The 12,064-nt window shown below is 61.9% G+C and carries 9 protein-coding genes and 1 tRNA gene; 2 read left to right on the top strand and 8 right to left on the bottom strand.

Translation table 11 applies throughout. The annotated features are described in order from the left end of the window. Nucleotides 1-52: 52 nt before the first annotated feature. A tRNA-Lys gene (locus Q6A48_RS09930) sits at nucleotides 53-128 on the top strand. A gap of 165 nt (nucleotides 129-293) precedes the next feature. On the opposite strand, the gene Q6A48_RS09925 is transcribed toward Q6A48_RS09930, so the two are convergent. Together Q6A48_RS09925 and Q6A48_RS09920 are read right to left on the bottom strand one after the other, a co-directional pair. Continuing rightward, nucleotides 294-1,727, bottom strand: coding sequence for a hypothetical protein (locus Q6A48_RS09925; RefSeq protein ID WP_304553922.1), 1,434 nt, complete (start codon nucleotides 1,725-1,727; stop codon nucleotides 294-296). Between the two features lie 94 nt (nucleotides 1,728-1,821). Beyond that, nucleotides 1,822-3,009 (bottom strand): cyanate transporter, encoded by a 1,188-nt coding sequence (locus tag Q6A48_RS09920; RefSeq protein ID WP_304553921.1) that lies wholly within the window; start codon nucleotides 3,007-3,009, stop codon nucleotides 1,822-1,824. Nucleotides 3,010-3,293: 284 nt separating this feature from the next. Between Q6A48_RS09920 and nadA the strand changes: the two genes are divergently transcribed. Further along, nucleotides 3,294-4,352 (top strand): quinolinate synthase NadA, encoded by a 1,059-nt coding sequence (nadA, locus tag Q6A48_RS09915; RefSeq protein WP_304553919.1) that lies wholly within the window; start codon nucleotides 3,294-3,296, stop codon nucleotides 4,350-4,352. 166 nt (nucleotides 4,353-4,518) lie between these two features. Here nadA and Q6A48_RS09910 read toward each other — a convergent pair whose 3' ends face one another. The 6 genes from Q6A48_RS09910 to gcvH form a co-directional block, all read right to left on the bottom strand. Then, nucleotides 4,519-5,007, bottom strand: coding sequence for an RDD family protein (locus tag Q6A48_RS09910; RefSeq protein WP_304553918.1), 489 nt, complete (start codon nucleotides 5,005-5,007; stop codon nucleotides 4,519-4,521). A 92-nt stretch (nucleotides 5,008-5,099) separates the two neighbouring features. Beyond that, nucleotides 5,100-5,312 carry a cold-shock protein gene (locus Q6A48_RS09905; protein WP_304553917.1) on the bottom strand — a complete coding sequence of 71 codons (213 nt, stop codon included), beginning with the start codon at nucleotides 5,310-5,312 and terminating at the stop codon, nucleotides 5,100-5,102. Between the two features lie 392 nt (nucleotides 5,313-5,704). Further along, nucleotides 5,705-6,829, bottom strand: coding sequence for a glycine cleavage system aminomethyltransferase GcvT (gcvT, locus tag Q6A48_RS09900; protein WP_304553915.1), 1,125 nt, complete (start codon nucleotides 6,827-6,829; stop codon nucleotides 5,705-5,707). A 31-nt stretch (nucleotides 6,830-6,860) separates the two neighbouring features. Continuing rightward, the gene (locus Q6A48_RS09895; RefSeq protein WP_304553914.1) at nucleotides 6,861-8,237 is read right to left on the bottom strand and encodes an L-serine ammonia-lyase; all 1,377 of its coding nucleotides are present in this window, start codon (nucleotides 8,235-8,237) and stop codon (nucleotides 6,861-6,863) included. 229 nt (nucleotides 8,238-8,466) lie between these two features. Then, entirely contained in the window at nucleotides 8,467-11,316 is a 2,850-nt protein-coding gene (gcvP, locus tag Q6A48_RS09890) for an aminomethyl-transferring glycine dehydrogenase (protein WP_304553913.1), read from the bottom strand. Between the two features lie 10 nt (nucleotides 11,317-11,326). Further along, nucleotides 11,327-11,710 carry a glycine cleavage system protein GcvH gene (gcvH, locus tag Q6A48_RS09885; RefSeq protein ID WP_304553912.1) on the bottom strand — a complete coding sequence of 128 codons (384 nt, stop codon included), beginning with the start codon at nucleotides 11,708-11,710 and terminating at the stop codon, nucleotides 11,327-11,329. Nucleotides 11,711-12,064 lie beyond the last annotated feature (354 nt).

The raw sequence follows: 12,064 nt of genomic DNA, 5'->3' as shown, positions 1-12,064 counted from the left end.
TTAGGTATTGAATAGTCCTTAGAAATCAGTATTATACGCGCCACCACACAGCGGGTCGTTAGCTCAGTTGGTAGAGCAGTTGGCTTTTAACCAATTGGTCGTAGGTTCGAATCCCACACGACCCACCATTTTTAGCAGTTTTAAAAGTCTGGAAGGCCCACGAAAGTGAGGATTTCCGGATTTTTTTTTTGCCTGCGAGAAAGTCCCCGGCCAGGGGCCGCAATCAGCGCTCTGTCGTGGAAGTAACCGCAGGGCGAGCGATGGCCCACCCCGCTTACGACTTGGCGGGGCCGTCAGCCCTTCCTCCCTCCCGGTGCGTGAGGGTGAATGCCCGGAACCAACGCTTCCCACGCAAGCCAGCGTCCTGCATGGACCCGCCATGCGGGCACCCGGCAGGCCCATTCAGTGGGTGGTCTGCTGGCGAAAACCGGTAGCCGCGGTTTTCGCACAACTTTGCTATTGAGCGTGCTGACACAGAACCTCGAGTAGTCTTTCAGCTCCTTGAGCTCAAGGGGCAGCATGTCTGTTGGGCACAGCAGCAGTACGTCCCCGAAGGAATACAACTGGAAGGCCTCGACCTCTATTTTTTGTGAGGCTACCTGGCGGGTTTTCCACAGGGTGGCGCTCAGGTCTTGCAGCTTTATATCGTCTGGCAAGGCGTATCGCTCCGCGGTCTGCTGGCGAACCGATAAGCCTCCCGCTGCGATGTAGGTGATCTGGCTCAAGCTGCCTGGCGAGATCACTGTGAAGGCGCAGAAGGCTATGACCGTTGCAACCAGGCCATTGGCGGTGCGCCTGAAGACGTCCCCTTTGGAGCAATAAAACGTGATGACCGGTAGCAGGGTGAAGATTAGCGTCAGCCAGGAAATGCCCGCGATGTGGCGCAGGGTATCGGGCGTTTCTCTCTCCATGTATGAACGTATGGTCAGCAGGATTGGAAAGGCGGCGAAGATCACGGTGATGAACAGGGCGATCGAGACCAGGGTGACGAGCCAGAACGCTTTGCGCGCCTGTATCCAGGACAGGCGTCGCTGCCAGGTTTCCTTTGCCCGGAGCCACGTTGGAGCCGTCTTGTCTTTGAATGCCTGCCAATAGGTGAGCCATTTTTGCCACCAGGCCTTTTGGGAAAGGACGGCCTTGTTCGGCTGCAGCTTTTTTCGCTTGAGTTGCTGACGAGCTGCCAGGCATTTCAAGCGGGCTCGATCCAGCCTGGCCTGGACAAGGGTGCTCTTGCGGATGATTCTCTTGAACGGCGTGAATGCGTACATGAGCACGCACGTAGCGAAGACGATCAGGAATAACGCCGAAAATGTTGCCCAGGTGTTCAACCAGGTGGGCAAGAAGAAGGTGATCCCGATGAATGCGCTAAACCCGACAATCGTGGGGAACGCCAGGTAAAAGACAATCTTCGGCTGGTTGACCTTGATGTTTGAAAAGAGCAAGACCGAGCAGCCAAACATCCAGGTTGTTGCCCCCAGGATGAACAAATACGACAGCATCAGCAGCAGGACCAGCACGACCCACACCAATAGCGCGGACTTCACATCGATGGACGGCATGAACAGGTCGATTCGTCCGATCGTGCGGGTATACAAGTACAGGGTGATGAACCCCAGCCCGGTGGCGAGCAGGCCTAGCGTGACGGTGATCTGGGTCCAGTAGCAAAGAATGCGTTTGACGGTGCGCTTGAATACTTCAGCGAAGGTTCTGTCAGGCGTGACGGACAAGGCGTAGCTCCCTTACAAGGTAAAAATCCTGGCAGGTATAGTAACGCCAAGTCGCGCCAGCCCACGTCGTCTATGGAGCCTCCCCCTGGAGCGTTCAGCGGATGTGCCGTCCGTAATGTTTCGGGTCCAGGCGCATCACCATCCCCAGCATCACCACCATGACCGCCGTGAGCGACCACCAGGCCGATTCAAAGCTTCCCGACTGGTCGCGGATCATCCCGGCGATCAACGGCGACAGCCCGGCGATCAGGTAGCCGATACCTTGGACGAAAGCCGTCAGTCCGCCCGCCCGGCGTGGGTTGTCCAGGTGGTCGAGGGAGACGATCAGGCTCATGGGAAACAGGCCACCGATACCCAGGCCCAGCAGGCAAGCCCACAACAGGCTGAACCCTTGCGGGCTGAGGATCAGGCCAACGAAACCAGCCATGATCAACGCCAGCAGGGCTGCCAGGACCAGGCGTTTGTCCCGGCTTCGATTGGCAATCGCCGGTACCAGGAGGCCGGACAATACTTCCATCGCCGTGAGGAACCCCAGCAACAGGCCAGCCTGTTGTTCGCTCCAGCCCTGTTCCACGTAGTACGGTGCCAGCCACGCCAGGACGCAGGTGTAGGAAGCGGTGCCCAGGCCGAAGAAGATTGCCAACAGCCAGGCCCGGGTGTTGCTGGAGAATGATTCACGGCGGCTAGCCGGGGCGGCGGGTAGCGGTGTGATGTTCGAGCGCTGGGTGTACCACGCCCCGAGGGCAATCAGGGCGAGCAATGCCCAGATCGCCAGGGCGATGCGCCAGCTACCGGTCTGCGCCAGGACAAGGGGCGAAAGCGCGGCCGCGATTGCCGCGCCTCCCATGATCGAAGTGACGTACAGCCCCATGAACAGCGAGACGTTGCCTTCGAAGCGCAACTTGATCAACGCCGGCATTGCCGCCTGGATCAATGCGATCCCGAGCCCGGCGACGATCGCGCTGGTGATCAGGCCTGTCGCGCTGTCCAGGTACAGGCGCGATGCCGTGGCGAGGCCGATGATCGCCAGCGACAGCACGATGGTGCGGTGTTCGCCCAGGCGCAGGGCGATGCGCATGCCAAGGAACATCGCCAGGCCCATGGCCATGACCGGCAGCATGGTCAGCAGCGAGGCGGTGCTGAAGCTCAAGGGGATTTCGCCTCGGATGGCTGACAGCAGTGGCCCGACCGCAGCCATCGAAGGCCGCAGGTTCAACGCCACCAAGACGATGCCGAGCATGAGCCAGGCGGCATGGGTGGTTGAGGTTCTGATGTTTTCCATGACAGGGCCCTGGTTTAGCAAAGCATCATTAGGCTGGCGTGGCTGGCCGCAGGCAAACTGAAAAATGGCCTGGGTTATCGAGAAATCAAATACCGCTCCAGACAGCGCATGCCCCCTGGCCGGGGCGCAGGTCAGAATGATCTTTTGCATCGACGGGATATTCTGTAGCCTTGCCGGCTTCACGCTGCACCGTGCCTGATCCCAATCCCCGGCGGTACCCGAGTGGTCCGGAGCCGGGTGTATACTCGACTTTCGCGCTAAACGCGCTTGCAGGTCTTGCGAACATGACGCAAATTTCCGAACGCCTTCTGGTCCAGGCCCATCTCGACGCCAAGCAGCCCAAGCCGCTGTCCGCCGAGCAGGAAGCCTGGTACCGCGCCGCCATCGCCGCCGAGCTCAAGGCTCAGGATGCGGTACTGGTCGCGCATTTCTACTGTGACCCGATCATCCAGGCCCTGGCCGAGGAGACCGGTGGTTGCGTCTCCGACTCCCTGGAGATGGCCCGCTTCGGCAACGCCCATCCGGCCAAGACCGTGGTCGTCGCCGGGGTCAAGTTCATGGGCGAGACTGCCAAGATCCTCAATCCCGAAAAGCGTGTATTGATGCCCACCCTGGAAGCCACCTGCTCCCTGGACCTGGGCTGCCCGGTGGACGAGTTCTCGGCGTTCTGCGACCAGCACCCCGAGCGCACCGTGGTGGTGTATGCCAACACCTCGGCGGCCGTGAAGGCCCGGGCCGACTGGGTGGTGACGTCCAGTTGCGCGCTGGAAATCGTCGAGAGCCTGATGGACAACGGCGAGACGATCATCTGGGGCCCGGACAAGCATCTGGGAACCTACATCCAGCGCAAGACCGGCGCCGACATGCTGCTCTGGGACGGTGCCTGTATCGTCCACGAGGAGTTCAAGTCCAAGCAACTGGAGGACATGAAGGCGCTGTACCCGGACGCCGCAATCCTGGTGCACCCCGAGTCGCCGACGTCAGTGATCGAGCTGGCGGATGCGGTGGGCTCCACCAGCCAACTGATCGCCGCGGCGCAGAGCCTGCCGAACAAGACGTTGATCGTCGCCACCGACCGCGGCATCTTCTACAAGATGCAGCAGTTGTGTCCGGACAAGGTCTTCATCGAGGCCCCAACCGCCGGTAACGGCGCGGCCTGCCGCAGTTGCGCGCATTGCCCATGGATGGCGATGAATACGCTGGAGCGCACGCTCAAGAGCTTGCAGGAGGGCGCCAATGAGATCTTCGTCGACCCGGCGCTGATTCCCCAGGCCGTTCGCCCGCTCAAGCGCATGCTGGACTTTACCCAGGCTGCGCGGATGCGCTTGGCGGGCAACGCCTGACTTGGGATAAAGCTTATTGTGGCGAGGGGATTTATCCCCGCTGGGCTGCGCAGCAGCCCTAAAACCTGACACCAGCCGTGTCAGGATGACCACAGGGGGCCGCTTTGCGACCCAGCGGGGATAAATCCCCTCGCCACAATGTATTCCAGCGACTGGTTTGGTGTGTTTATTTGGTCTTCTTCGGAATCCGTACCAACCGGGTATCCGAGTAGATGTCATGCCAGCCGCGCTTCTGCTGGTCGAACAGCGACCAGACAAAGCCCATCCCCAGCAGCAATAACGACGCGATCGACACCACGAACCGCAGCAGCGCCTGCCACAGGCTGATGGCGGTGCCATCGGCGTTCTGCACCCGGATGCCCCACACCTGCATGCCCAGGGTCTGGCCGTTGTGGGTCCAGAACTTGGCGAAGAAGCCGAACAGCACGAACAGCAGCACGGTGGACAGTAGCGGGTCGCCGTCCAGTGCGCCGGCCTCGGTCAGGGCGCGCATCTTCTCTTCGCCGATGATTGCCATCTGGATCATCTTGTAGGCGCCGCTGGTGACGATCAACAACGCCGTACACAGCAGGAAATCATAGAACATCGCGGCCAGGCGACGGCCCAGGCCAACAGGGGGGAAGTCGCCCTGGGGTTTGAGCAGGTGCTTGGGCATGGAGGCCTCTGAAAAAAAGAAGGCATTCTACGCAATTGCGCCCATAAAAAAGCCCCTGAGATCAATCAGGGGCTTTTTAGTGCTCGGAAGCCTCAGGATTCGCCGATCACTTCGTCAGCCTGCATGCCTTTCTGGCCTTGCACCGCAACGAAAGTGACTTTCTGGCCTTCTTTCAGGCTCTTGAAGCCGTTGCCCTGGATCGCGCGGAAGTGCACGAACAGATCCGGACCGCTTTCAGGGGTGATAAAACCAAAACCCTTTTCGTCGTTGAACCACTTGACGGTACCGCTCTGACGTTCAGCCATTTTCTTATTTCCTTGACGCTTAATTGATGACAGCCTCTTTCACATGAAAGAGTACTGGGGCTGGGTTGCAGGAAAGTAAGAGACGTCGAGCGGGATGTAGCGAACTTCATAAGCTACTGCCCAGGTCACGATTCCAAGCGACCCATGCAAACACAGTGACCAAACTCTACGCCAACCACGAACTAAAAAACAACCCCCCGAGGGGCCCGTATTTGCTTGCGTTGATGGTACATAAGCGCTTCGTGGGCAGGGGCTTATTCGATCGGCGAGTTGACGAGTTCTTCATTGTTATAAGCAAGAGGCCGCTGGCAATTAGATGCACCTTTTTATGGCGGTTGCGTTACACATTAGTGCACGTATAACGCAATCGCGTTACTTATAGAAACAATCAATCAACCGCGATAGTAGCGTTGTGCAACAAATGGCATTTTGCTTACAAGCAAAGGCACCTTTTTCCCACGAACTATCGCCCAAACCGGTGTTTCCAGTGCGATATAGGCGCTGTCCAGGTAACCCATGGCCAACGGTCCCCCCAGGGTCGGACCGAAACCGCCACTGCACACGATGCCAATCATTTCGCCCGCATCGTTGACGATCTCGGCGCCTTCGCGCACCGGTGTGCGTTCCTGGGGCAGGAGGCCCACGCGTTTACGCTTCACGCCGCCCTGTTGTTGGGCGAACACGGTTTCGGCGCCGGGGAAACCGCCGGCACGGGCACCCTCGGCACGCCGCACTTTGGAAATGGCCCACAATAGGCTGGCCTCGATCGGTGTCGTCTCGGTGTTCATGTCGTGGCCATACAGGCACAGGCCGGCTTCCAGGCGCAGGGAGTCACGGGCGCCGAGGCCGATGGCCGCCACTTCCGGCTCGGCCAGCAGGGCGCGGGCCAGCTTCTGTGCATCGGCAGCGGGCACGGAGATCTCGAAACCGTCTTCACCGGTGTAGCCGGAGCGGCTGACGAGGCAGTCCATGCCCAGCAGCGTGACGCGCTGGAACTGCATGAAGGTCATCTTCGCCACGTCCGGCGCCAGGCGAGCGAGCACGGTGACGGCGGCGGGGCCTTGCAGGGCGAGCAGGGCGCGAGCCTCGAACAGCGGCTCGATCGTGCACCGGCTGCCGATATGGCTGCGCAGGTGGGCCAGGTCCTGCTCCTTGCAGGCCGCGTTGACCACCAGGAACAGTTCGTCGTTACCCAGGTTGGCGACCATCAGGTCGTCGAGGATCCCGCCTTGCTCGTTGGTGAACATGGCGTAGCGCTGCATGCCCACCGGGAGATCGATGATGTCTACCGGCACCAGGGTTTCCAGGGCCTTGGCGGCATCCGCGCCGCTCAGGCGGATCTGGCCCATGTGGGACACATCGAACAGCCCGGCCTGATCGCGGGTGTGCTGGTGCTCTTTCATCACGCCCAAGGGGTACTGCACCGGCATGTCGTAGCCGGCGAACGGCACCATGCGGGCGCCGAGTTCGAGGTGCAGTGCGTGCAGCGGGGTTTTCAACAGTTGTTCGGTGGACATATCGACTCCAGGAAAGTGAAAGTGGCGCGTGTCAGCATTCGATGATGTTGACCGCCAGGCCGCCGCGGGCGGTCTCCTTGTATTTGCTTTTCATGTCGGCGCCGGTCTGGCGCATGGTGCGGATGACTTTGTCGAGGGAGACAAAGTGATGGCCGTCGCCGCGCATCGCCATGCGCACCGCGTTGATGGCTTTCACCGAGCCCATGGCGTTGCGCTCGATGCACGGCACCTGGACCAGGCCGCCGATGGGGTCGCAGGTCAGGCCGAGGTTGTGTTCCATGCCGATCTCGGCGGCGTTTTCCACTTGTTGCACGGTACCGCCCAGCACTTCGCAGAGCGCCCCGGCGGCCATGGAGCAGGCGACGCCGACTTCGCCCTGGCAGCCGACTTCGGCGCCCGAGATGGAGGCGTTCTCCTTGTACAGGATGCCGATGGCGGCGGCGGTCAGCAGGAATCGCACCACGCCGTCTTCGTTGGCCCCTGGAATGAAGCGCATGTAGTAATGCAGTACGGCCGGGATGATCCCCGCCGCGCCGTTGGTCGGCGCGGTGACCACGCGGCCGCCGTAGGCGTTTTCCTCGTTGACCGCCAGGGCATACAGGTTGACCCAGTCGAGCACCGACAGCGGGTCGCGCAGGGACGCCTCGGGGTTCTTGCACAACTGGCGGTGCAGCGCCGCAGCCCGCCGCTTGACCTTCAGCCCGCCGGGCAGGATCCCTTCGTTGCGACAGCCGGCCGCCACGCAGTCCTGCATCACTTGCCAGATCTTCAGCAGGCCGGCGCGGGTTTCGGCTTCGGGGCGCCAGGCGCTTTCGTTGGTCAACATCACCTGGCTGATGGACAGGCCGTAGGTGGCGCAATGGCCCAGCAGGTCCTTGGCGCTCTTGAACGGGAACGTCAGGGGCGTGGCGTCCTCGACGATGCGGTCGGCCCCGGCGGCGTCTTCGTCCACGACGAAGCCGCCGCCGACCGAGTAGTACTCGCGGCTGCGCACTTGCAGCCCGGCGCCGTCGAAGGCGCGGAAGATCATGCCGTTGGGGTGGAAGGCCAGCGGCTTGCGGATCATTGCCAGGTGCAGCTTTTCATTGAATTCGATGGGGTGCTGGCCGAGCAGGTTCAGGCGTCCGCTGCTGCGGATTTCCTGCAGGCGGGCGGTGACTGTCTCGGTGTCCACGGTGTCCGGGTGTTCACCTTCCAGGCCCAGCAGCACGGCCTTGTCGCTGCCGTGGCCCTTGCCGGTGGCGCCGAGGGAACCATAGAGTTCGACCTTGACGCTGGTGATGCTTTCAAGCAGGTCATCACGGCGCAGCCCCTCGACGAAACGGGCTGCGGCACGCATCGGGCCGACGGTATGTGAGCTGGAAGGGCCGATACCGATCTTGAACAGGTCGAACACGCTTAACGACATGGTGTTTCTCCGGTTTCTTTTTATGAGATCGACGGTTGCAAGGTTTGAAGCAGATCCCTTGTGGGAGCGAGCTTGCTCGCGATAGCGGTGTGACAGTCACACACGTGCTGACTGACAGTGCGCTATCGCGAGCAAGCTCGCTCCCACAGGGGCTGTGGTTTCCCTTGGAAATTGCTTTCACAGGGAGTGGCTATATCTGAGAAAGGCGAGCAAACCCGCCCCTCACACCTCAAGCGTAGCTTTCGATCGACGGGCAGGCGCACACCAGGTTGCGGTCGCCGAACACGTTGTCGACCCGGCCCACGGGCGGCCAGTACTTGCCTTCGATCAACGACGCCACCGGGTACACCGCTTGCTCGCGGCTGTAGGGGTGGGTCCACTCGCCGACCAGCTCCGCCGCGGTGTGGGGGGCGTTTTTCAGCGGGTTGTCGTCTTTGTCCAGGCTGCCGTTTTCCACGGCGCGGATTTCTTCGCGGATGCAGATCATGGCGTCGCAGAAGCGGTCCAGTTCTTCCTTGGATTCGCTTTCGGTCGGTTCGATCATCAGCGTGCCGGCCACCGGGAACGACATGGTCGGGGCATGGAAGCCGAAGTCGATCAGGCGCTTGGCCACGTCATCGACGCTGATGCCGCTGCTGTCCTTGAGCGGGCGCAGGTCGAGGATGCATTCGTGGGCCACCAGGCCGTTGCTGCCGGTGTAGAGCACCGGGTAGTGCTCTTCCAGGCGGCGGGCAATGTAGTTGGCGTTCAGGATCGCCAGTTGCGAGGCGCGCTTGAGGCCGGCGCCACCCATCATGCGAATGTACATCCAGGTGATCGGCAGGATGCTCGCGCTGCCGAACGGCGCCGCGCACACCGCGCCTTCCTTGCGTTCCATGCTCGCGTGACCTGGCAGGAAAGGCGCCAGGTGCGACTTGACGCCGATCGGGCCAACGCCCGGGCCGCCACCGCCGTGGGGAATGCAAAAGGTCTTGTGCAGGTTGAGGTGCGACACGTCACCGCCGAACTTGCCTGGCGCGCAGAGGCCGACCATGGCGTTCATGTTGGCGCCGTCGATGTACACCTGGCCGCCGTTGTCATGGATGATGCCGCAGATTTCGCGGATACCTTCCTCGAACACGCCGTGGGTGGACGGGTAGGTGATCATCAGCGCGGCGAGGTGTTCGCGGTGCTCGATGGCCTTGGCGCGCAGGTCCTCGATGTCGACGTTGCCACGGGCGTCGCACGCGGTGACCACCACGCGCATGCCCGCCATGTTGGCGGTGGCCGGGTTGGTGCCGTGGGCCGAGGACGGGATCAGGCAGATGTCGCGGCGGTCTTCGCCACGGCTCTGGTGATAGGCACGGATCGCCAAGAGGCCTGCGTATTCGCCCTGGGAACCGGCGTTGGGTTGCAGCGACACGGCGTCATAGCCGGTGGCGGCACACAGCATGGCCTCCAGTTCGTCGGTCAGTTGCTGGTAGCCCGCACTTTGTTCGGCCGGTGCGAACGGGTGCAGGGCGCCGAACTCGGCCCAGGTCACCGGGATCATTTCACTGGCGGCGTTGAGCTTCATGGTGCAGGAACCCAGCGGGATCATGGTGCGATCCAGGGCCAGGTCCTTGTCGGCGAGCTTGCGCAGGTAGCGCATCAGCTCGGTTTCGGAGTGGTAGCGGTTGAACACCGGGTGGCTGAGGATCGCCGATTGGCGTGCCAGTGGCGCCGGGATGCGACTTTGCACACTGGCGGCGAGGCTGGCGAAGTCCGGCTGGGCCTTGCCGTCGGCCAACAGGTTCCACAGTGCTTCGACGTCAGCCTGGCTGGTGGTTTCATCCAGGGACAGGCCCAGGCGCTCGGCGTCCACTGCACGCAGGTTGATGCGTTGGGCGCGGGCCTTGTCGTGCAGGGCAGCGGTTTGCGCGCCGGTGCGCAGGGTCAGGGTGTCGAAGAAGCTTTCTTGCTCGACGCTCAGGCCCAATGCGTCCAGGCCCTTGGCGAGGATCGCGGTCAGGTGATGGATACGGTTGGCGATCTGCACCAGGCCCTTGGGCCCGTGGTACACCGCGTACATGCTGGCGATGTTGGCCAGCAGCACCTGGGCGGTGCAGATGTTGCTCGTGGCTTTCTCGCGGCGGATGTGCTGCTCGCGGGTCTGCATGGCCAGGCGCAGGGCCGGCTTGCCGAAACGGTCCACGGACACACCGACCAGGCGGCCCGGCATGTCGCGCTTGAAGGCGTCCTTGGTGGAGAAATACGCCGCGTGCGGGCCACCGAAGCCCAATGGCACGCCAAAGCGCTGGGCGCTGCCGATGGCCACGTCGGCGCCGAATTCACCCGGTGGGACCAGCAGGGTCAGCGCCAGCAGGTCGGCCGCGACGGCGACCAGGGCGTTGCTGGCGTGGAAGCGTTCGGTCAGTTCGCGGTAGTCGAACACGTCACCGTTGCTGGCCGGGTATTGCAGCAGCGCGCCGAAGAACGGGCTGGTGTCGCTCAGCTCGCGCTCATCGCCGACCACCACGTCGATGCCCAGGGGCTCGGCACGGGTGCGCAGCACGTCGAGGGTCTGCGGGTGGCTGTGCACGGAGGCGAAGAACGCGTTGCTGCCCTTGTTCTTGCTCAGGCGCTTGCAGAAGGTCATCGCTTCGGCGGCGGCGGTGGCTTCATCCAGCAACGAGGCGTTGGCGATCGGCAGGCCGGTGAGGTCGCTGATCAGGGTCTGGAAGTTCAGCAGCGCTTCGAGACGACCCTGGGAGATTTCTGGCTGGTACGGGGTGTAGGCGGTGTACCAGGCCGGGTTTTCCAGCAGGTTGCGCAGGATCGGTGCCGGCGTGTGGCAGTTGTAGTAGCCCTGGCCGATGTAGGTCTTGAACAACTGGTTCTGGCTGGCGATGGCCTTGATCGACGCCAGCGCGTCGGCTTCGCTCTGGCCGTCGCCCATGTCCAGCACGCTGGTGCCCTTGATGCTTTCCGGGATGACGCTGGCGCTCAGGGCTTGCAGGGAGTCATAGCCCAGGCGTTCGAGCATGGCTTGCTCGTCGCTGGCCCGGGGGCCGATGTGGCGGGCGATGAATTCGTTGGCGGTGCCGAGATTAACGGTCATGTGGCGCTCCTCAGGCTTCGGCGTTGGCTTTGATCAGGCGGTCGTAGGCATCCTGATCCAACAGTTGGCCAACTTCAGCGGGATTGGCTGGCATGAAACGGAAAAACCAGCCTTCGCCCAGCGGATCTTCGTTGACCAGTTCCGGGTTGCTTTCCAGGGCCGGGTTGACTTCCAGCACGTCACCGTCCAACGGCATGTAGACACCGCTGGCGGCCTTCACCGATTCCACGGTCGAGGCTTCGGCCCTCTTGGCGTAGTTTTGCAGTTCCGGTAACTGAACATAGACCACATCGCCCAAGGCGTTCTGGGCAAACGCGGTGATGCCGACTGTAACGCTGCCGTCGGCTTCGGTGCGCAGCCATTCGTGATCTTCAGTGAAACGCAACTCGCTCATGGAAACTCCTGGGGCCAGATTCGTCTGGTGGACGCAAAGGAGGCGCGGGGCTTGGCCCGGCCGTGTGGGAATACCCATAGCAAGAACGCGGCCAATATTGAAAAGTGCTTGTGGGTCAATGATTTGAGGCGGCTCAGGAGATTATGAGTCCCTTGCGTTGTAGCGAAATCGCTACAGCGCCGCGCCTGAATAAAATCATTGCTGGATCAAAGCCTTATCTGGCGCAGTCTACGTCCGTCTGTAGCGATATCGTTCCACTGTAGCGCTTTCAGTACAGGTGGAGGTCGTTTTTGACGCTATTCCGACCACAACACTGAACCCTTGTGGGAGCGAGCTTGCTCGCGATAGCGGTGT

The organism is Pseudomonas citrullilanati (genome assembly GCF_030580855.1).
Lineage (GTDB): Bacteria > Pseudomonadota > Gammaproteobacteria > Pseudomonadales > Pseudomonadaceae > Aquipseudomonas > Aquipseudomonas citrulli.
Note: the sequence above shows the minus strand (reverse complement) of the source record. Positions and strands in the feature narration are given on the sequence as shown.